The organism is Jeotgalibaca sp. A127, from assembly GCF_052266745.1.
Taxonomy (GTDB): Bacteria; Bacillota; Bacilli; order Lactobacillales; family Aerococcaceae; genus Jeotgalibaca.
Genome location: NZ_JBQPRC010000002.1, coordinates 357,033 through 376,082, shown reverse-complemented (window position 1 = coordinate 376,082; position 19,050 = coordinate 357,033). Strand labels below are relative to the sequence as shown.

18 protein-coding genes are annotated in these 19,050 nt (G+C 42.3%); 6 read left to right on the top strand and 12 right to left on the bottom strand.

Going from position 1 to position 19,050, the window contains the following annotated elements; translation table 11 throughout:
• Positions 1 to 128: 128 nt before the first annotated feature.
• Positions 129 to 365 carry a hypothetical protein gene (locus tag ACTVAI_RS04070; protein WP_443485946.1) on the top strand — a complete coding sequence of 79 codons (237 nt, stop codon included), beginning with the start codon at positions 129 to 131 and terminating at the stop codon, positions 363 to 365.
• Positions 366 to 877: 512 nt separating this feature from the next.
• Here the strand turns inward: ACTVAI_RS04070 and ACTVAI_RS04065 are convergent.
• Positions 878 to 1,912, bottom strand: coding sequence for a GMP reductase (locus tag ACTVAI_RS04065; RefSeq protein WP_443485945.1), 1,035 nt, complete (start codon positions 1,910 to 1,912; stop codon positions 878 to 880).
• Positions 1,913 to 2,132: 220 nt separating this feature from the next.
• Here ACTVAI_RS04065 and ACTVAI_RS04060 point away from each other — a divergent pair, with 220 nt between their 5' ends.
• Together ACTVAI_RS04060 and galT are read left to right on the top strand one after the other, a co-directional pair.
• Positions 2,133 to 3,290: a galactokinase gene (locus ACTVAI_RS04060; protein WP_443485944.1), complete on the top strand. Its 1,158-nt coding sequence runs from the start codon at positions 2,133 to 2,135 to the stop codon at positions 3,288 to 3,290.
• On the top strand, positions 3,287 to 4,762 hold the full coding sequence (galT, locus tag ACTVAI_RS04055; protein ID WP_443485943.1) for a UDP-glucose--hexose-1-phosphate uridylyltransferase: 1,476 nt from the start codon (positions 3,287 to 3,289) through the stop codon (positions 4,760 to 4,762). Before ACTVAI_RS04060 ends, galT begins: the two co-directional genes overlap by 4 nt.
• A 297-nt stretch (positions 4,763 to 5,059) precedes the next feature.
• Here the strand turns inward: galT and ACTVAI_RS04050 are convergent, their stop codons facing one another.
• Together ACTVAI_RS04050 and ACTVAI_RS04045 are read right to left on the bottom strand one after the other, a co-directional pair.
• Positions 5,060 to 5,896 (bottom strand): Cof-type HAD-IIB family hydrolase, encoded by an 837-nt coding sequence (locus ACTVAI_RS04050; protein ID WP_443485942.1) that lies wholly within the window; start codon positions 5,894 to 5,896, stop codon positions 5,060 to 5,062.
• An 18-nt stretch (positions 5,897 to 5,914) separates the two neighbouring features.
• On the bottom strand, positions 5,915 to 6,847 hold the full coding sequence (locus ACTVAI_RS04045) for a VOC family protein (protein WP_443485941.1): 933 nt from the start codon (positions 6,845 to 6,847) through the stop codon (positions 5,915 to 5,917).
• Positions 6,848 to 6,883: 36 nt separating this feature from the next.
• Here ACTVAI_RS04045 and ACTVAI_RS04040 point away from each other — a divergent pair, with 36 nt between their 5' ends.
• The gene (locus tag ACTVAI_RS04040; RefSeq protein ID WP_443485940.1) at positions 6,884 to 7,459 is read left to right on the top strand and encodes an alpha/beta hydrolase; all 576 of its coding nucleotides are present in this window, start codon (positions 6,884 to 6,886) and stop codon (positions 7,457 to 7,459) included.
• Positions 7,460 to 7,661: 202 nt separating this feature from the next.
• Here ACTVAI_RS04040 and ACTVAI_RS04035 read toward each other — a convergent pair whose 3' ends face one another.
• The 5 genes from ACTVAI_RS04035 to ACTVAI_RS04015 all read right to left on the bottom strand — a co-directional run bounded on the left by ACTVAI_RS04035 (position 7,662) and on the right by ACTVAI_RS04015 (position 12,624).
• Positions 7,662 to 8,402, bottom strand: a complete 741-nt coding sequence (locus tag ACTVAI_RS04035; RefSeq protein ID WP_443485939.1) for an SDR family NAD(P)-dependent oxidoreductase — start codon at positions 8,400 to 8,402, stop codon at positions 7,662 to 7,664.
• Between the two features lie 82 nt (positions 8,403 to 8,484).
• Complete coding sequence (locus ACTVAI_RS04030; RefSeq protein ID WP_443485938.1) at positions 8,485 to 10,230, bottom strand: GGDEF domain-containing protein; 1,746 nt, start codon at positions 10,228 to 10,230, stop codon at positions 8,485 to 8,487.
• Between the two features lie 132 nt (positions 10,231 to 10,362).
• Positions 10,363 to 10,659: a rhodanese-like domain-containing protein gene (locus ACTVAI_RS04025; protein ID WP_443472323.1), complete on the bottom strand. Its 297-nt coding sequence runs from the start codon at positions 10,657 to 10,659 to the stop codon at positions 10,363 to 10,365.
• Positions 10,652 to 12,307 carry an FAD-dependent oxidoreductase gene (locus tag ACTVAI_RS04020; protein ID WP_443472324.1) on the bottom strand — a complete coding sequence of 552 codons (1,656 nt, stop codon included), beginning with the start codon at positions 12,305 to 12,307 and terminating at the stop codon, positions 10,652 to 10,654. The genes ACTVAI_RS04025 and ACTVAI_RS04020 overlap by 8 nt, the downstream gene beginning before the upstream one ends.
• Before the next feature lie 2 nt (positions 12,308 to 12,309).
• The gene (locus ACTVAI_RS04015; protein ID WP_443472325.1) at positions 12,310 to 12,624 is read right to left on the bottom strand and encodes a rhodanese-like domain-containing protein; all 315 of its coding nucleotides are present in this window, start codon (positions 12,622 to 12,624) and stop codon (positions 12,310 to 12,312) included.
• A 161-nt stretch (positions 12,625 to 12,785) separates the two neighbouring features.
• Here ACTVAI_RS04015 and ACTVAI_RS04010 point away from each other — a divergent pair, with 161 nt between their 5' ends.
• The gene (locus ACTVAI_RS04010; RefSeq protein WP_443485937.1) at positions 12,786 to 13,046 is read left to right on the top strand and encodes a metal-sensitive transcriptional regulator; all 261 of its coding nucleotides are present in this window, start codon (positions 12,786 to 12,788) and stop codon (positions 13,044 to 13,046) included.
• 315 nt (positions 13,047 to 13,361) lie between these two features.
• Here ACTVAI_RS04010 and ACTVAI_RS04005 read toward each other — a convergent pair whose 3' ends face one another.
• The 4 genes from ACTVAI_RS04005 to ACTVAI_RS03990 form a co-directional block, all read right to left on the bottom strand.
• A complete protein-coding gene (locus ACTVAI_RS04005) occupies positions 13,362 to 15,080 on the bottom strand; it encodes an ABC transporter permease/substrate binding protein (protein WP_443472327.1) in 1,719 nt (572 codons plus the stop codon).
• A gap of 1 nt (position 15,081) precedes the next feature.
• Positions 15,082 to 16,269, bottom strand: coding sequence for a quaternary amine ABC transporter ATP-binding protein (locus ACTVAI_RS04000; RefSeq protein WP_443472328.1), 1,188 nt, complete (start codon positions 16,267 to 16,269; stop codon positions 15,082 to 15,084).
• 112 nt (positions 16,270 to 16,381) lie between these two features.
• Positions 16,382 to 17,008 (bottom strand): GntR family transcriptional regulator, encoded by a 627-nt coding sequence (locus ACTVAI_RS03995; protein ID WP_443472329.1) that lies wholly within the window; start codon positions 17,006 to 17,008, stop codon positions 16,382 to 16,384.
• 136 nt (positions 17,009 to 17,144) lie between these two features.
• Positions 17,145 to 17,912, bottom strand: coding sequence for a glucose 1-dehydrogenase (locus ACTVAI_RS03990; protein ID WP_443472330.1), 768 nt, complete (start codon positions 17,910 to 17,912; stop codon positions 17,145 to 17,147).
• Positions 17,913 to 18,076: 164 nt separating this feature from the next.
• Here ACTVAI_RS03990 and ACTVAI_RS03985 point away from each other — a divergent pair, with 164 nt between their 5' ends.
• Entirely contained in the window at positions 18,077 to 18,940 is an 864-nt protein-coding gene (locus tag ACTVAI_RS03985) for a PPK2 family polyphosphate kinase (protein ID WP_443472331.1), read from the top strand.
• Positions 18,941 to 19,050: the final 110 nt, after the last annotated feature.

Sequence of the window (19,050 nt, the reverse complement as noted above, 5' to 3'; positions counted from 1 at the left end):
TTTGAGCCGAAGGCACTCCATTACAAGGAGGAAAAGCGCCGACAAGAAGAAAAAGAAAAAGCCAAAGCGAGTTAGTCTTCGCTTTGACTTTCATTTGGTCCACCAACACTATTTGACATAGAACCGAAATGGCGCATCTTAAAAAACAAGATTTGAAACTGTTTGATTTTATTTATGAAAATCGCCGTGTTTTCTCACTCTGGAAACAATCCAACCTCTCCCAAGACCTCACTATGCGCTGCACGCAAGCTATCTATCAAAAATTATATGGCATTTGGATAGATAAATATCCGGACAAAGAACGCCAAGCAGAAAGCGCCAGCCGCATCATGTCCTACCAAATCATGGGTATCATCTATGGATAGCTTATCAACGGCCTCCAAACTGACCCCACCATCATCGCAGACGAATTTATCCAATTTTATAAAGATCAAACAAATCATTAATCGAGCAATAATTTATATGAGGACAACTTCGTGGTTGCGGAGTTGTTTCTTTATTTTAAAGTGATTTCCTCCCTTTATTTCTGCAGTAAGTCACTTTAAATTTATTTAAAGTGACTTACTCAGTATTTTTTGGCCGGAAATCATTTTAAATAAAAACAAAGTGACTTACTCCTTGAAATAAGGGAGTAAATCACTTTGTTTTGGTTATGCGAGGCGTTTCTTTAGACGCTATTATAAAGCCTGTTCAAAAAAGTAGACCCGGTGGTGTTTCGCAAACAACACTCCGGGTCTTAGCGCTTTTTCTCACACTCTATTTAAATCTGTTCAGAAAAGCAGCTCCGACGTCACTTCACGAATAATGCGCGATGGTCTGCGACCATCTTGCGCTTATTCGCTCCAGTGATTCGGAGCTTATCGCTTTTCTTCACACTCTATAAAATTGTATCGCCTTCGCCGTAGCTTGAGCGGCCTGCTTCGATGATTGCTTGGTTGGAACTGTCTCCGTTATAGATGGAGTTTTTAACCAAGACGTAGTCACATTTACGGATTGATGCCAAGTCATTTCCACCTGCGTATGAGATGGAAGATTGCAAGTCTTGTTGCATTTCTGTCAATGTATCGACTAATTTACCTTTGTAAGGTGTCAAAATTTTCTTGCCTTCGACGTTTTTACGTTCACCTTTTTGGTACTCAGATGCGCTACCGAAGTATTCTTTATATTTTTGGCCATTGATTTCTTTAATGCCACCTGGAGACTCATCGTGTCCAGCAAATAGCGAACCGATCATCACCATTGATGCACCAAAACGTACAGATTTCGCAATGTCACCGTTGGTACGAACGCCGCCGTCCGCAATCATTGGTTTGCGTGCAGCTTTTGAGCACCAGCTCACTGCGCCTAATTGCCATCCACCTGTACCGAAACCAGTTTTGATTTTAGTAGTACATACTTTACCAGGTCCGATTCCGACTTTCGTTGCGTCTGCCCCGGCGTTTTCCAATTCACGTACGCCTTCAGGAGTTCCAACGTTACCAGCAATCAAGAATGTTTCTGGCATGACTTCTTTAACGTGTTTAATCATTTTGATAACTTGATCGGAATGACCATGTGCCACGTCAATTGTTGTATATTCAGGGACTGCGCCCTTTTCGACTAATTCGTTCACGAAATCAAATTCAGCTGCTTTGATACCCAAGCTGATTGAAGCAAATAATCCTTTTTCATGCATTCTTTGGATGAACGGCAAACGTGCCGCTTCATCGAAACGGTGCATGATGTAGAAATAACCTTCTGCCGCTAGCTTCTCAGCCAACTCTTCATCAAGAATTGTCTGCATGTTTGCAGGAACAACAGGCATCTTAAAGGTGCGTCCACCAAACTCCACGGAGGTGTCGCATTCTGACCGACTTTGCACGATACTCTTGTTTGGTATCAGTTGAACGTCTTCGTAATCAAATATTTTCATTTATAAAATTCCTTTCTGTTAGTGCACCACTCTGGCTTTACACAGATATGAGAACTTTGAATATTAAGTCCCTGAGATACGTTACACTATATATCCACATTTGTCAAAGTTTCGCACTATGTAATCTTGCAAGTTAATTTTTACTAATTTATTTACTTATGTATTGAGTAACCAAAAGAAAAGGTTTACAATAGAAGAAAATACATGAGGTGATAAAAATATGGAGCATTTAAAACAAGCATTTCTTACCCACTTTAACTACGAACCTACCGATTCCTTCTTCTCACCCGGTCGCATCAATCTAATCGGCGAACACACCGACTACAACGGCGGCCACGTCTTTCCCGCCACGATTACCTTGGGCACCTATGCCGTTGTTGGGAAAAATGAAACCCAAAACTTGCGTCTGTCTTCCTTGAACTTTCCTGAAGTGGGGGTCATTACCGTTGACCTAAACGATTTGGAATTCCGCAAAGAAGATAACTGGGCGAACTACGTAAAAGGCATGGCAAAATATTTGAAAGAAGCCGGCCACACAATTGAAACAGGTTTGGATATTGTATTGGAAGGAAACATTCCTAACGGATCCGGTCTTTCCTCTTCCGCCTCACTGGAAATTTTAGCCGGCATCATTTTTGAAAAAATGGACGGTTTGACTTTGGAACGATTGGACCTGGTAAAACTAGGTAAAAAAGTAGAAAATGATTACTTTGGTTTGAATAGCGGCATCATGGATCAATTTGCGATCGGGATGGGTGAAAAAAACAATGCTCTTCTACTTGATACGAATACACTCATTTATGAAAAAATTCCGGTTGAACTGGGAGACCATGTCATTGTCATCATGAACACGAAAAAACGCCGTGAACTGGTTGATTCTAAATATAATGAGCGTTTGGCTGAATGCCAACAAGCCTTGAAGGAATTGCAAACTGAGTTGGCTATCCAGTCACTGGGCGAACTGGATGATGCGACTTTTGAAGCACATAAAAACTTGATTTCCAATGACACATTGGTTCGTCGTGCCCGTCACGCGGTCAAAGAAAATCAACGGACTTTGATTGCGGCTGAACATCTGAAAGCCGGTAATTTGGAAGCCTTTGGAAAACTGATGAATGATTCGCATGTTTCTTTACGGGATGATTATGAAGTAAGTGGTGTAGAATTGGACACTTTGGTTGAAACGGCTTGGGAACAACCTGGTGTTCTGGGTGCACGGATGACAGGTGCCGGTTTCGGAGGTTGTGCGATTGCGATTGTAGCAAACGACCAAATAGATGCTTTCATCAAAAATGTTGGTGAAAAATATGAAGCAATTATTGGCTATCCGGGTGAATTCTACATTGCTGAAATCGGGGATGGAGCACGTGCGCTATGAGAAATAAGGTAGAACAAGCCATCACCGATTTGTTGGCGATCGGGGTCGAAAAAGGTTATATCGACCCACTTGATAAAATCCTCAAACAAAATCAGTTGTTGGCTTTATTGAAGAAAGAAAGCTTGGGCTCCGGGTTGATTGCATCCCATCCTCTCCCGGAAGCAAAAGCCTTGTTACCTACTTTTTTGGATTTTGCGGTTGAGACAGGCGTGATCGAAGAGAGCATCACAGAGCAGGCCATTTTCAGCGCTCAAGTCATGGCAATTCTCACACCTGATACGTCTGTTGTGAACCGGAAATTTTGGGAAGTTTATGCCCATAATCCCAAAGAAGCCACGGACTGGTTCTATGATTTGAGTAGAGACAATGACTACATCCAAACAGAAGCGATTGCGAAAAACATCGCTTTCGATTATGCATCGGATTATGGCAATCTGGAATTGACAATTAATTTATCAAAACCTGAAAAAGATCCTAAAGCGATTGCGGCTGCGTTGATGACGGAATCGGTTCATTACCCGCTTTGCCAACTGTGCCTAGAAAACGAGGGTTATTCAGGAACACTCACCCATCCTGCCCGTGCGAATCACCGGATTGTCCGCTTTCCGATGGACGGGGAAACGTGGGGCTTGCAGTATTCCCCTTACGCTTATTACACGGAGCACTGTATTTTCCTGGCATCCGAGCATCGCCCCATGAAGATTGAAGAAAAAACGTTCCAGAATTTATTCGGCATCGTCGAGCAGTTTCCCCATTATTTCGTGGGATCGAATGCAGATTTACCGATTGTGGGCGGTTCGATTTTGTCCCATGATCATTACCAAGGGGGCCGCTACAGTTTTCCAATGGATAAAGCCCCTGTGAAAGAAGCCTTTACTTTAGAAGCTTTTCCCGAGGTTTCTTTTGGAATCGTGAAGTGGCCGATGTCGGTCATTCGCATGGAAAGCGTGGATAAACAGGCCCTGACTAAAGCGGCGGTCCATATCTTGGAACAGTGGCGTGGCTACAGCGATGAAACGGTAGATATTATCGCATTTTCACAAGAAACGCCCCACAATACGATTACGCCGATTGCGCGGCGCGACGGCGAGAAGTTTGTCTGTGATTTGGTGTTGCGGAATAATCGCACGAGTGATGTTCATCCAGACGGCATTTTCCACCCGCATCGGGATGTGCAACACATCAAGAAAGAGAATATCGGCTTGATAGAGGTAATGGGCTTGGCGATTTTACCGCCTCGTTTGAAAGACGAGTTGGCAGAGGTTGAGAAATATTTGGCCGGTGAAGAGAATGCGCTGGCGGATATGCACCGGGAATGGGCAGATGGGATTGTTGTTTCCGATGGTGATTACCGCCAAGCGATTGAAGATGCGGTCGGAGCTGTTTTCCAACGTGTGTTGGAAGATGCAGGTGTGTATAAAATGACCGCAGAAGGATTGGCTGCTTTCAAGCGCTTTGTGGATAGTCTTTAAGACTGATAATTTATAGCTCTCGGTGCGGCGATTAAAATTTTTCCAAATGCAGAACGCCGCATTTTAGTTGTAAATGCGGCGTTGGCTGTTCCAATTTTTTCTAATCGCCGCATTTTTTCCGAAAGTGCGGCGTTGGTGGCCCTTATTTTTTCTAATCGCCGCATTTACGCAAAAAGTGCGGCGTTCCCAAGCTATTTGTCAGCTTAACGCCGCACTTGGATTTAATTTTAAAAGTGTCCACTCGGGAATAAATATTCTCCCGAGTGGACACTTTTTCCATTTTGCAATGATGTGTTATTAGATGTATCTTTCCAAGAAAACTGCTATTCCATCGTGATCGTTAGAAAGCGTGACCTCATCGGCGATATCCAATATTTCCTGCATGGCATTTCCCATGGCAACACCCATGCCGGCATATTCGATGATAGATCGGTCATTTTGACCATCGCCGAATGAAACGACATTTTCCGGCAGGATACCGTGTGCTGTTAATACTTTGTTCAAGGAGAAAGCTTTATCGATGCCTTGATCCGTCAATTCATAATAAAATGGCGCTGAGAAAACACCAGTTGTTCTGGATTCAAAGGGTGCATGGATATCTTCGAATACACTTTTCAGATATTCCGGGTTTCCAGCAATCAAGATTTTATTTTGTGGCTCATCCACGAATGCTGCCAAATCTGGTTGTTCACAGATTAAATAACGACACATACGCGCTTCGTATTCCACAATATTCATGGTTGGTCCATCGACGGTTTCGATTTCATTGTGGTAGACATCTTTTACGTACATATGAGTATCCCCGTAAACCATTGGAATAACATCGAATTTCTTCAAATGTTCCAGGATATTTTTACTTAACGCGGTATCAAGTGCCTGGTTAAATAATACTTCTTTCGTTTCGCAGTCCGTTACACGTGCACCGTTAAATGAAACCAAGTAGCCATTGTGTTTGTCCAATTCCAACTCTTCCGCTAAATGCCACATGCCACGCGTTGGGCGTCCGGATGCAAGAATGACCTTGATTCCTTTTTCTTGTGCCTTTATCAAAATGTTCCGTGTTTTTTCGCTGATAACCTTTTCTGACGTAACCAGTGTTCCGTCGATGTCGAGTACGATTGCCTTAATATCCATTGTATTGCCTCCGTTAAATTAATTATGTTTCAAATTTGATTCAATTGATTCGCGCCTGGGTTCCAAGAAACTTGGTAAATAGAGCGGTTGATCCGCGAAATTTTCTGCTTGGTTTCGTTTTGACAATTGCCCCTCTTCCGTTGCAACTTCGATGAGAATGCCGTTCGCTTCGCGGAAATAGGTAGATTTGAAAAACTCACGGTCTTTTATACCCGAGTTCAGGAAATTACGCTCGCGCACCTTTTCATCAATGACTTTCAGTTCTGCTTCGTCTTTTACACTAAGAGCAACGTGATGCGTGCCGCCACTCCCCATGACTTCAAGAGGCGCGTTTTTGTCTTCAATCAGATGAATTTCCTGATTGAAAAGTGCGTTCGGTCTGGAAAGGACTGTTCTGTTTTCGAATCGGTTGGTAACTTCCAAGTTGAAAAGTTCGGTTAATACCGCCTCGGTTGCTTTGGCGTATCGTACGCGTAGATGAACCGAGCGGAGCCCCACTATCGCGTGTTCCAGCGGAATGGCTTGCGTTGGTTGGCCGTAAGTTTGCTCCGTTGTTTCTACCGGCACAAGTGCAAGTTGTACGCCATCGGGGTCTTCAAAATGCAGAATGTGGGAGTCATTGTAATTTTCGATTTCACAATTGAAGTAGCCACGTTCGTTTAGGCGTTCTTCCCAAAATACAAGCGATTTTGTTGTGGGTACCGCAAACGCGGTGCAATCGATTGCATTTGTGCCAAACTTACGGTCAACACCAGATTTCATTTCGAACAAAGTAAACTCAGTTCCCGGGCGCCCTTCTGTATCAGAAAAGAAAAGGTGATACATAGCGGTATCATCTTGGTTTACCGTTTTTAAATGCAAGTTCAAGCCGAGTACGTCATGGTAAAAATCGTATGTCTTCTCTGCGTCTCGATTAATGGCGGAAACGTGATGTATAATAGGTGTAACCATATATTCACATCCTTAGTTGTAATGGAGGTTTTCCTTATGAATTATATTACCATACCCGGTAATCCAAAAGAATACTTTGTCCTCTTTCACGGAACCGGCGGAAATGAGTTTAGCCGTCTGGAACAAGCCGGGGATATTGATCCGCATATGTCCGTCATCAGTTTTCTGGGTGATGTCGGCAGCGGTCAAAAACGACGTTATTTTGAGCCGCTAGTAAACGGGAAATTACCGCGAGAAAACATAGACGAGAAAGTAGCGGAATTCTTGACTCTATGGGATGAAATCAAACCGGAAGATGCAACCCTGACTTTTATGGGGCATTCCAACGGAGCTAATTTCATTTTGGCAGTTTTGGAAAAACGACCGGATATCGCGGATAATGTTATCTTATTGCATCCAAGCAATCTGGATTTCAATTTCACTAGCGGTTCAGAGGCACGCATTTTTCTAACGATTGGTGCACGCGATACTTTGTCCCTGCCCTCAGAAGGTTTGGCTCTGTCCAAACGTCTAAAAGAAGTGTTTCCCCAGACAGAACATGTGCTGTTGGATACCGGGCATGAAATTACCCCCTTGGAGATAGAAAAAGCGAAGGTTTTTTTAGGTAAATAGGATTTGACGCAAAGGTTGCTTCATTCAAGCCGACCTTTGCGTGAAAAAGAGTATTGCACTGCAAAGGTTTGCGTATGTTAGCTGACCTTTGCATTAGGATAGCTTTCATCGCGCAAAGGACCACATATTTCGGCTGACCTTTGCGTACACACATGAAAAGCAGCTAAAGCCCCTTTGGCCTTTAGCTGCTTTTTGGTATTTATTAAAGTGCTGCTGATCCGCCGTCGATTGAAATGACCGAGCCATGGATATAAGATGCTTCGTCACTCAACAGGAATGCAACCACGTTCGCCACTTCATGCGGTTGACCCAAACGCCCCATCGGAACACCTTCAGCCATCGCTTTAATGGCTTCAGCCGGGAATGCTTTAACCATTGGCGTTTCGTTTGTGCCAGGGGCAATCGCATTGATTCGGATATTGTCGCGACCGTATTCCCCTGCGATTGTTTTCGTCAAGCCGATAATCGCGTGTTTTGTAGCAGAATACACACCCAACGTCGGCATCCCTACTACACCACCCAGTGATGCGGTATTAACAACGGACCCGCCACCCGTTTTCAACATTTCATTCACTACGTATTTCAACCCATAAAAGGCACCCTTCAAGTTCACGTTCACGATTGCATCGAATTCTTCTTCGGAACAATCCAATGTTCGCACACCTGAACCTGAAATACCCGCATTATTGAAAAACATATCTATTTTTCCGAAGCGCGCCATTGTCTCATTTACATAACGTTTCACATCTTCAAGTTTGCTGACATCTGCTTGCACGAAAATGGCTTCCGCGCCAGCTTGCTGGCATAATTCTACCGTCTTATTTCCATTTTCTTCAGAAATATCAACGACGCAAATATTTGCCCCTTTTTCTGCCAATTTAACTGCGGTTCCTTGACCGAAGCCACTCCCGCCACCTGTAATAATTGCTGTCTTCCCTTGCATTTATCTCTCTCCTTTAAAAGTTAATGAAAAAGTTAACAAAGTTCTCTTTAATTATACCATTTAATATTTTTTATATAAGGGGTTAAAACTTGTTAACAGCTTGTTTACTCATTCTTTTAAATGTTTTCAATTTAGATAAAGAGGCAGATAGTTCAACAGAACTTTCGTACTTATCTGTTTCATTATTCACAACCACGGCTGTTAAAGTTGAAAGCGGGAAACGATGGTTTACGCCAAAGCGACTTCTAGCTTCTAGATAACCTTTTTGAATATCATTATTGTTGTAGAAATTTAAAACTGCAGCATCAAAGCGGTCGCAAATCTCCCTAAAATCTTCTTCGGTTCTATGGCCGTAATAAATAACTATAAAATCATCGCCACCAATATGACCGATGAACTGATTAACCGGTACACATTCTCGTAAAATATCAGCTACTAAACTAATGACCAAATCCCCATTTTCGAAGCCATAGTAATCGTTATAGACTTTGAAGTTATCAATATCGATATACGCTACCGTATAATCATAGTTATTCTTCACCAGATCATTCAGCCTTTGTTCAATCAAGTTGTTGCCTGGCAAACCGGTTAAAGGATTGAGCTGTTTGGCAGCAATGATTTCTATCTCACTTGATTTCTGTAACAACTTCTTCACTGTAACCGTACCTAAAAATTTTTCCCCACACGTCACCACGATAAAGTCGTACACATTTTCATTGATTCGGTTCATCGCCAATAATGACACATCACTAACAGCCATATCTTTATCCACCGTCAGAAAATCTTTATCCATCAGGGTTGAGATGGCTTTGTTTTGATGTAACGTGAAGCCATATCTCCCGCTTAACTTCAAAGCGAGTTTTTCACGGGTGATAATGCCAACTGGAATATTATTTTCAATTACCGTTAGCCCAATGGCATCCGGATTATTTTTGATGCGGTGGTACACATCAATAACCTTTTCATCCGGTGCCCCCGTCTCGGTCGTTTCACAAAGAAGCTTGATGGGTAAATGAAAAATACCATATTGATTCTGTTTTTGTTTGAGTTGATTTATTTCCTGGATAGCCTCAATTACTCCGAGGTTAATCTCTCTAGGTTCAGAATACGGTTCCTGGATAAAAAATCCTTGTGCATAATTGACACCCAAATCAACAACCGTTTTGAGTTCTTCATAACTTTCAATTCCTTCAGCAATCAGCTTGATATTAGAGGCCCGAGAAAAAGCCACCAATCCTTTTACAATCGCATTTTTTATACCCTCTTGGTCGATATTACGGATGAGATGCATGTCAAGCTTCACAAAATGTGGTTGCACGTTGGCCACCCGGTTTAATCCTGAATACCCTGCCCCCATATCGTCTATCGCGATTTCAAATCCCATTTCTTTGAAATGACGAATAGTCTCTTCATAATTCTCCATGTGTTCAATACAGCTGCGTTCCGTTATTTCAAAAATAATGGAACTAGGGGATATGTTATATTGTTGCACATATTCCTCCGTAAAAGTCGCCTTAAAACGCGGGTTATTTACTGTATTTGGATTAATATTTATCAACAATTTCATATTAGAACCTGGCTTTAAAATGGAACGGGCAGCTTCCAGAGCTCTCCTATGACATAATCTTTCTAATTCTTGAACGCGGTCAAATTCAATAGCTGTCAAACACAATTGCTCGATTGAATCAAATTCGCTTTCACCCACAATTCTACTTAAAGCTTCATATCCCAAAATCCGGCCACTTTTAAGTGAAACCACCGTTTGAAAAACCGGAGTAATACGTTTGTTTATAAGAATATCTTCCAACGATTCCAATCGTTTGTCCATAGTACAGCTCCTGATGTATGTCATTTTCTATTCATTTGATGCCTACCCAAATCCTCATCTCATTATAATATAGTTATTCAAAAATTCATCAAAAAAATAGACTAAGGTGAAAATTCACCTTAGTCTTCTTATTTATTCTAGTTGTCCCATCCAGCTGCCCGTTCCACCCATAACATTGGTTACTTTGTAGCCTTGATTCGAAAGGAATTGTGCTGCCATCGCTGAGCGTGAGCCAGATTGACAAATGACGAAATAATCCGTGTTTTTATCCAATTCTGTGTAAGTTGCTCCCAAATCGCTTAACGGCATACTTTTCGCACCTGGAACGTGTCCTCGTGCATACTCATCCGATTCCCGTACATCGATAATTGGTAATTGATTTCTTTTTGCTTCCTGATAAAATTCAGGCATTCCGCTTGATTTATACATATTCTAACTCCTCCGGTCTAACTGTTTTATAAAGTGCAAAAGCACCATCCAAGTTTTGTGATTTTATGCCAGCTTGTTTCAACTGACGTTCTGCAATATAGCTCCGTTGGCCACTGTGGCAACTCACGATATATTCTTTTGACGGGTCCAGTTCCCCGATACGTCCACGTAATTCATTCAATGGAATGTTCAATGAATGAGGGAATTTACCGTTTGATAATTCACTTTCAGAGCGGACATCCAAAAAGATTTTTCCTTTCGCCAATTCATCATTCAATTCGTGCCATTGAATCGAATCGCTCAAGCCTTCTGCCACATTCATGGCCGCATAACCGATCATATTAACCGGATCTTTGGCTGCACCGAATGGTGGTGCGTAAGTGAATTCCAATTCCGGTAAATCAAAGATAGTTAAGTTACCCTTGATGGCTGTTGCCAAAATATCAATTCGTTTGTCTACGCCTTTTTCCCCAATCCCTTGTGCACCGTAAATCTCACCTGTTTTTGGATTAAAAATCAGTTTCAAAACAACATCCGTTGCGCCTGGATAGTAGCTAGCGTGGTCCTTACCGGAAGTGTGAACAACTGCAACATCCAAACCTGCATTACGGGCAACGCGTTCGCTTAAACCAGTTGACGCAGCCGAAAGGTCAAAGACCCTTACTATGGCTGTTCCGATGCTACCTTTATTAGTGCGATTCATGCCGGCAATAACGTCAGCTACTTGTCTCCCTTGACGGTTAGCTGGTGATGCCAACGAAATCAAAGCATCCTCGCCGGTAATTTGTTGTTTCACGACAATTGCATCCCCGACTGCATAAATATTAGGATTACTTGTTTGATAATGTTCGTTGACAACAAGCCCACCGCGGAATCCAAGTTCCAAACCTGCTTCTTGCGCCATTCTTGTTTCAGGTTTGACGCCTACTGAAAGAATTGTCAAATCGCTTGTCAGAGTGCTGCCATCTTCCAAAATAATGGTGCGGCCTGCATCCTCAAAAGAAGTAGCAGATTGCCCGGTGATGACTTTAACACCGTTTTTTTCCAATTCCTTGGTAACAAAAGCTGCCATTTCTTCATCCAGTGGCGGCAACACGTGCGGTGCTTTTTCAACGATAGTCACATCCAGACCACGGGCATGTAGGTTTTCTGCCATTTCCAAACCAATGAAACCAGCTCCAATAACAACGGCCTCTTTTGCCGCCACTTCTTCCAATTGCTTCATGATTGCATCCAAATCCGGTACATTCCTTAAACTAAATACATTAGTCGCTTCGTCCAAACCGTTCATTGGCGGCACGAATGGGGTTGCACCCGGTGAAAGGATCAATTTATCAAAGGATTCTGTGAACGTGCCTTCTTGATTTTTAACGGTTACGGTTTGGTTCTCAGAATCAACCGCTAATACTTCATGATAAGGGCGAACATCCAGGTTAAAACGTGCACGAAGTGATTCGGGTGTTTGAACCAATAGTTGGTCACGTTCACTGATTTCCCCCGATACATAATATGGTAGTCCACAGTTAGCAAAAGACACATAAGGCCCTTTTTCAAAAATAATGATTTCTGCATCTTCCATTAAACGTCTCAAACGTGTCGCTGCAGACATTCCGCCCGCCACGCCGCCAACAATTACAATTTTTGTCATTTTTATTTTCCTCCTCTAATTTTTCCTGACCATTGATTCATACCGCCACGTACATTGGTTACATCATAGCCTTTTTTCTTTAGTGCTGAAGCCGCCCTTTGGCTGCGTGCACCCGATTGGCAAATCACATATACAGGTTTCTCTTTTTTGCCAGAATAGGTACTAATTTTATCTAAAGGGACATTTTTTGCTTTTGCAATATGCCCTGACCGGTATTCCCCGGTTGTGCGAACGTCAAGCAATTCGATATTTTCGGTTAGCTTCTGTTCTAGTTGTGTGGTTGAAATACTCTGGATTCGATTAAAAAGTCCAAACATGATTATCATTAACCTCCGCTTATTCGAAATATACCTTACGGGGTATATTAAACAATATATTCAACCTGTTGTCAACACTATTGCTCATAAAACTTTACCCTTGACTTAGATACCCATACCGGGTATAGTTATACTGTAAATTATAGAAAGCGGGGCTTACCATGGAAATAAATAACAAAAATTTATTGAATCGCTTGAAACGGACTGAAGGACAAATTCGTGGCATTCAAAGAATGATAGAAGAAGACAAGGAATGCATCGATATCATCACCCAATTAAGTGCTGTCCGCTCCAGTATCGATCGCGTTATGGGACTTGTAGTAGCAGAAAATCTGAAAGCTTGTTTCGAAAATCCCGAAAAAGATCCACAACAGCAAGCCAAAAATCTCGAACAAGCAATTAACATGATTATCAAAAAATAGGACAAACACGCTTGTGGTTGTCCTATTTTCTTTTGGTAAGGTTTTTGTAAAAATAATAGGTTGTTAGAGCAATAGGATACTTAAAACTATCAAAATCACCCTTTTGTATCCGCTTTCTTTTATTGTAGCACTCTTTCCCTAAGTCTGAACTAGAATGTTTTAAGTTCCGATTATCACGAAGGACTCGGAACTAGACCACCATTTTCGGTATCCTAGTTCCGAGCCATTGCACTTGCCTCATACCAAATTTCTCAATCAGGCTCGAGAGGAAGAAAAAAACTGCACAGGTTCCCCTGTGCAGCATATTTCACTTTATTATTTAAGCCAACTTTCGACTTTTTCCGGATTCGCTTCGATCCAGTTGCGGGCAGCCGTTTCCGGATCCACTCCTTCACTTAACTCGAACATTACACTTTGCATGTCTTCAAGCGACCAATTGAAATTATCCAAAACTTGGTACACTTCTGGCATATCTTCTTCTAGACCTTGACGAGCCAATGACACAATCGATTCTTCATCGCCCATCGTATTTTCTGGATCTTCCAGCATTTTCAAGTCATAGCGCTCAAACATCCAGTGTGGCGTCCAACCCGTAATGACAATTTCTTCCTGATTCGCAATCGCTTGACCCAATTCAACCGTCATCGCACCCGTAGATGACGTCTTTTGCGTCCAATCACTCATATTAGGATACGTTTCAAGCAAATTCTCCGTCAACCCGGTAATACCCGCTCCTGGTTCAATTCCGGTTATGACTTGACCTGCTTCATTTGATAAATCAGCGATCGAATCCACATCCATATAGGCAGGAACGGTGATGCCATTTTGTGCACCGGTTAAGTTTGGCCCTAAATCCACAACCTTATCCGCATATTTCTCATAAATGGCACCCTGTGTCACAGGTAACCACGGTGAAACCGTACCATCCGCTTCACCATTCGCAACGGAACTGAACATAACAGCCACATCCAAATAACTGATGTTTACGTTATAGCCCAAATCCTCCAACACTGCCTTCACAACGTTTGCCGAAGCAATTTCACTATCCCATTGCACACTACTCAACGTTACATCGCGACTCGTATCTTTGGAAAAAGTATAGTACACCGTACCACCTATCAGCATAACGACAGCCACAACTGCTCCGATGATACTGTTGCGTTTACGTTTCTTGGCTTCTTGTGGCGTTTTGCTATTTTGTGGTTGGTTCAAGTTTTGCGTAATACGGTCGATGATAATGGCCAGTATTACGAGCGATACCCCACTGACGAAACCATTTCCGATTTCGGCACGTTGCAAGGCTGACAATACCCCTTCTCCAAGTCCCGGTGCTCCGATCATTGAAGCCGTTACAACCATGGAAAGAGCGAGCATTGTTGTTTGGTTAATACCAGCAAAAATTGTTTGTTTTGCTAAAGGTAATTCCAACTTGAATAATTTTTGCCAACCCGTGCTCCCGAATGATTCGGCTGCTTCACGTAAATCTTCCGGTACTTGCTTGATTCCCAAATTCGTAAAACGAACAGTCGGTGGTAAGGCAAATATAACAGAGGCGAATACCCCTGGCACCATTCCGATACCGAAGAATGCTACGGCTGGAATCAAATACACAAATGAAGGCATGGTTTGCATGAAGTCCAAAATCGGCGTAATGATTTTATTGGCAACTGAACTCTTTGCCATCAAAATACCCAGTGGAATCCCAATCACAATCGAAATCAAACTTGCAACGATAACTAAAGTGACAGTGTTCATCAAGTTTATCCAAAGGCCCTGATTATAAATAAATAATAAACCAAGGAATGTAAAAATTGACAATCCTAATTTTTTTCTTGAAATAAAATACATCAAAAGAGACAGTAAGGGAATGAATACAAGTGGCGGAACCAGCAATAACATGCCCGTCATACTCGTCATCAACGTTTCTCCAACCGTTTGCATGAAACCAAACAGTCCCGAGAAAGCAGATGTCATCCAACGCGTCAGCTCATCAATCCATTGTGCTACAGGTAATGCTTGTCTTAAAAAATCCATATTAGTTATTCACCCCACTCGTTTTTGCCAATGCATCGATAATTGTTCCGCGACGAATAATGCCAAGGAGACGATTATTATCCACTACCGCAATCGGTGCCGGTGAATCATTCATGATTTCAAACAAGTCTGCTACCAGTGTATCTGGAGCTACCCGGGTCACATTAGTATCAATGATTTCCAGCGGGGATGTGTTATTACGGCGCGCATCCACCAAACGTTCAGCTGGAATATAGCCCAACAATTCACGTTTTTTATTGATTGCCATAACCAAACTGGTTTTTTCATGACGAATTTCATTCAAGATGACATTTGGTCCTTTATTTTCAACGACTGATGCAATCGCTGGAATCATGATATTGGCTGCTGTCAATACTTTTGAACGGTCTACTTCTTCAACGAATTCACGCACATACTCGTTAGCTGGATTGGTCAAAATCTCTTCCCCTGTTCCAATCTGCACGATTTCGCCATCTTTCATGATTGCGATCCGGTCGCCAATACGCAAGGCTTCGTTCAAGTCATGGGTAATAAAAATAATCGTTTTTTGAACGGTATTTTGCAGTTCAATCAATTCATCCTGCATTTCCCGACGAATCAATGGATCCAATGCCGAGAAGGCCTCATCCATCAACAAGATTTCTGGATCATTGGCCAAAGCTCTAGCCAAGCCTACCCGTTGCTGCATCCCACCAGAAAGTTGGTTGGGATATTGGTCCTTGAATGAAAGCAATCCTGAGTTTTCCAAAGCTTTTTCCGCACGCTTACGGCGCTCATCTTTATCGACATCCCGTACTTCCAAACCGAATTCGGTATTTTCTAGAATTGTACGATGTGGGAATAAGGCGAAATTTTGGAAAACCATATTGATTTTCTCACGTCTCACTTGACGCAATCCTTCGCTATCTAATTCTGCAATGTTTTCACCATCTATATAAATGGCACCCGATGTTGGCTCAATCAAACGATTCAACAAACGAATCAAAGTCGATTTCCCACTTCCGGACAAGCCCATAATAACGAACAATTCATTCTCATTGATTTCTAGGTTAACGTTATTGACACCCACAGTTGCGCCTGTTTTCTCTAAAATCTTTGTTTTAGGTTCGTTATTTTTCACCATTTCCAAAGCTTGTTTTGTTTTCCTGCCAAAAATTTTGGTTAAGTTTTCTACTTTTAACTTCGTCAAAATCTCTCACACTCCTTTAGTTGAATTTTACATTTTCTGAAAAGTGACTATAACACAATAACACGAATAGTCACTTATGTAAAATTATAAGCTCGGAATGCGCAAGAAATGGCTAGTAGTTTTCGTAGAAGAAATTACGCATACGCTGCAAGGAGTACTCATTTCCTACAAAATAAATCGTATCTCCAACATTAAGTTTGGCATAAGGTCCGGGAGATAGTAGTAATTTTTCATCCTGCAAAAGGGCTACAATCGTTGCGCCTGTAGCTTGCCAGACATTGATTTCTGCGATGGTTTCGCCTAGATGGCGCGCTTCTTTGGTTAAGACAAGTTCATAAGGTATAAACGGATTAAGATCATAAGATTGACGGGTGTGTGCCACGAGCTCATTTAACAACACATTGAATGTCTGCCACTCTTGTTGCTGACGCGCCACACTCTCTTTTAATTTCCCCCGAACATTCTCGATGGTCTCTTTGTCCTGGAATTGACGCACATACTGCGCAGCTTTTTCCTGAGAGGCTACATAAGTGCCACTTCCGTGGTAAGAATCCATGATACCTAGATCGTCCAAAACTTGGACAGCTTTGCGGGCAGTTTCCGGAGAGACGCCGAAAGCTTTGGCCAGTGTTGACCGGGCATGAAGCTTGTCACCTTCTCGGTACGTGCCTTCAGCCACGCGTTGAGCTAATTTTAATGCGATTTGTTGATAAACAGGGCGTTCGATTTTATTTTTCAAATGTAAGACTCCTTTTAATTTTTTGGATACAAAAAAGATTGGCAAACAGAATGAATCGAACTGTTTCCCAATCTATTGATGAGATTCTATTCCTAATCAGTCTATGTGGTAGATTAGGCTTTCGTCAAGTAAAACCTTAGAATGCTGCTGTCCAGCCACCGTCTGCCACAATAATAGCACCGTTGACGAATGATGTATCGTCGGAAGCGAGGAATACCGCCACTGCACCGATATCCTCGGCTTTACCTGTGCTCGGGATGACACCGTGAGCAATTTTTGCCCTGGAGAAACCAAATTCGCTCATATCCGTAATACTGGATCCGATATTGGTATCAACGGCTCCTGGAGCGATTCCGTTTACCCGAATATTTTTTTGTGCATACATAAAAGCTGAATTTTTGGTTAAGGCTACTACCGCGTGTTTGGATGCGCCATAGGCCACACCCGCATGCGCACCGTTCAAGCCACCGGTTGAAATAATATTGATGATGTTGCCTGCTTGATTATTGTCCAACCAGTAATTGATGGCCTCGCGCATGGCTCGCATCACGCCTTTCGTGTTGACTTCAAAAATATGGTCCCACTTTTCATCGGTGATTTCCCCAACAGGTTCAAAGCCATCCATGATTCCAGCATTATTTACCAAAATGTCCAGCGTTCCATATTCTGAAATAGCGGTATCAATCATATGTGTGATGTCATGCGAATTGGAAACATCTGCCTTAACAGCTACTGCCTTCCCACCATTTGCGACGATAGCATCCGTTGCGGTTTGAGCCCCTGCAAGATTGTAATCCGCCAAAACAACCTTTGCCCCTTCTTTGGCATACATTTCAGCGATTGCTTTTCCCATTCCCGACGCCGCTCCTGTGACGACTGCTACTTTTCCAGCTAATTTACCCATCTCAAGTCCTCCTGTCATGTTTTACTAATTATATGATAGCGCTTTTATAGTGAAAATGACAGTTTTTTGTGAATTCCTTCACCAGTATCATGACGTTTTAATTGCGGAAGGGATTGGGTTACCGCTACAATAAACCTAAGAATGGATAAATGGGAGGAAATGAAATGGATCTAAATAAATACAAAGTTGCTCCAGATAAGGCTGTTGATTTGGCAAATATCGGTACCTTTGAAGAAACCGGGTTGAAAGAGGAAGAAGTCAAAGAGAAATTCATTCCTGATAGTATTGACCGGTTGCGTGAGTTGCAGACCAAGCTCTTTGCCGAGGAGAAAAAAGGTATTTTAGTTGTGCTTCAAGCGATCGATGCCGCCGGTAAAGACGAAATCATCACCTTCATTTTTTCACACCTTCTGGCTCAGGGACTGAAAGTAACCTCCGTGAAAGAACCGACTAAAGAAGAAGCTGCCCACGATTTATTTTGGCGCATTCATGATGGACTTCCCGAGCGGGGTCAAGTAGCGATTCTTAACCGTTCTTACTACGAAGATTTGATTCAGCCGATTGTGAGTGATGGTGAGTCCGGCATACCGATGCCTGCATCGGTTGAAGGTAACGAATCCCCTTGGGAAACACGGGCTCGTCACATCAATCAATTTGAAAAATATTTAGTTGAAAATGGTTTTCCAGTCGTAAAAATATTTTTGTCAGTCTCCAAAGAGGAACAACGTAAACGTCTGTTGGAGCGAATGAAAAATGAAGAGAAACATTGGGAGTTCTCCTTTAGCGACATGGTGGACCGTGACAAATGGGATAAATTCCAGGAGGCCTTTGAGAAAATGTTGAATCATACTTCAACACCTTATGCGCCCTGGTATGCCCTTCCAGCTGATAACGAATGGTTCAACCGTTACGTGGCTTCCGAAATCGTGATCGATGTACTTGAAAAAATCGACCCACACTATCCTGTAATGTCCGGTGAAGACAAGCAGAAACTAGAAGAAGCAATTGAGAAACTGGAGAAAGAATAGAAATGAAATGATTAAACCATTTGGGCCTTAATTTTTACCCCAAATGGTTTAATTATGGAGAATTAAACCATTTCATCCTAATTTTTTACTTCAAATGGTTTAATTAACCA

Excerpts from the sequence above, each read along its gene's own strand:
- ACTVAI_RS04070 (WP_443485946.1), top strand. The coding sequence starts at position 129 with ATGGCGCATCTTAAAAAACAAGATTTGAAACTGTTTGATTTTATTTAT.
- ACTVAI_RS04065 (WP_443485945.1), bottom strand. The coding sequence starts at position 1,912 with ATGAAAATATTTGATTACGAAGACGTTCAACTGATACCAAACAAGAGT.
- ACTVAI_RS04060 (WP_443485944.1), top strand. The coding sequence starts at position 2,133 with ATGGAGCATTTAAAACAAGCATTTCTTACCCACTTTAACTACGAACCT.
- galT (WP_443485943.1), top strand. The coding sequence starts at position 3,287 with ATGAGAAATAAGGTAGAACAAGCCATCACCGATTTGTTGGCGATCGGG.
- ACTVAI_RS04050 (WP_443485942.1), bottom strand. The coding sequence starts at position 5,896 with ATGGATATTAAGGCAATCGTACTCGACATCGACGGAACACTGGTTACG.
- ACTVAI_RS04045 (WP_443485941.1), bottom strand. The coding sequence starts at position 6,847 with ATGGTTACACCTATTATACATCACGTTTCCGCCATTAATCGAGACGCA.
- ACTVAI_RS04040 (WP_443485940.1), top strand. The coding sequence starts at position 6,884 with ATGAATTATATTACCATACCCGGTAATCCAAAAGAATACTTTGTCCTC.
- ACTVAI_RS04035 (WP_443485939.1), bottom strand. The coding sequence starts at position 8,402 with ATGCAAGGGAAGACAGCAATTATTACAGGTGGCGGGAGTGGCTTCGGT.
- ACTVAI_RS04030 (WP_443485938.1), bottom strand. The coding sequence starts at position 10,230 with ATGGACAAACGATTGGAATCGTTGGAAGATATTCTTATAAACAAACGT.
- ACTVAI_RS04025 (WP_443472323.1), bottom strand. The coding sequence starts at position 10,659 with ATGTATAAATCAAGCGGAATGCCTGAATTTTATCAGGAAGCAAAAAGA.
- ACTVAI_RS04020 (WP_443472324.1), bottom strand. The coding sequence starts at position 12,307 with ATGACAAAAATTGTAATTGTTGGCGGCGTGGCGGGCGGAATGTCTGCA.
- ACTVAI_RS04015 (WP_443472325.1), bottom strand. The coding sequence starts at position 12,624 with ATGTTTGGACTTTTTAATCGAATCCAGAGTATTTCAACCACACAACTA.
- ACTVAI_RS04010 (WP_443485937.1), top strand. The coding sequence starts at position 12,786 with ATGGAAATAAATAACAAAAATTTATTGAATCGCTTGAAACGGACTGAA.
- ACTVAI_RS04005 (WP_443472327.1), bottom strand. The coding sequence starts at position 15,080 with ATGGATTTTTTAAGACAAGCATTACCTGTAGCACAATGGATTGATGAG.
- ACTVAI_RS03990 (WP_443472330.1), bottom strand. The coding sequence starts at position 17,912 with ATGGGTAAATTAGCTGGAAAAGTAGCAGTCGTCACAGGAGCGGCGTCG.
- ACTVAI_RS03985 (WP_443472331.1), top strand. The coding sequence starts at position 18,077 with ATGGATCTAAATAAATACAAAGTTGCTCCAGATAAGGCTGTTGATTTG.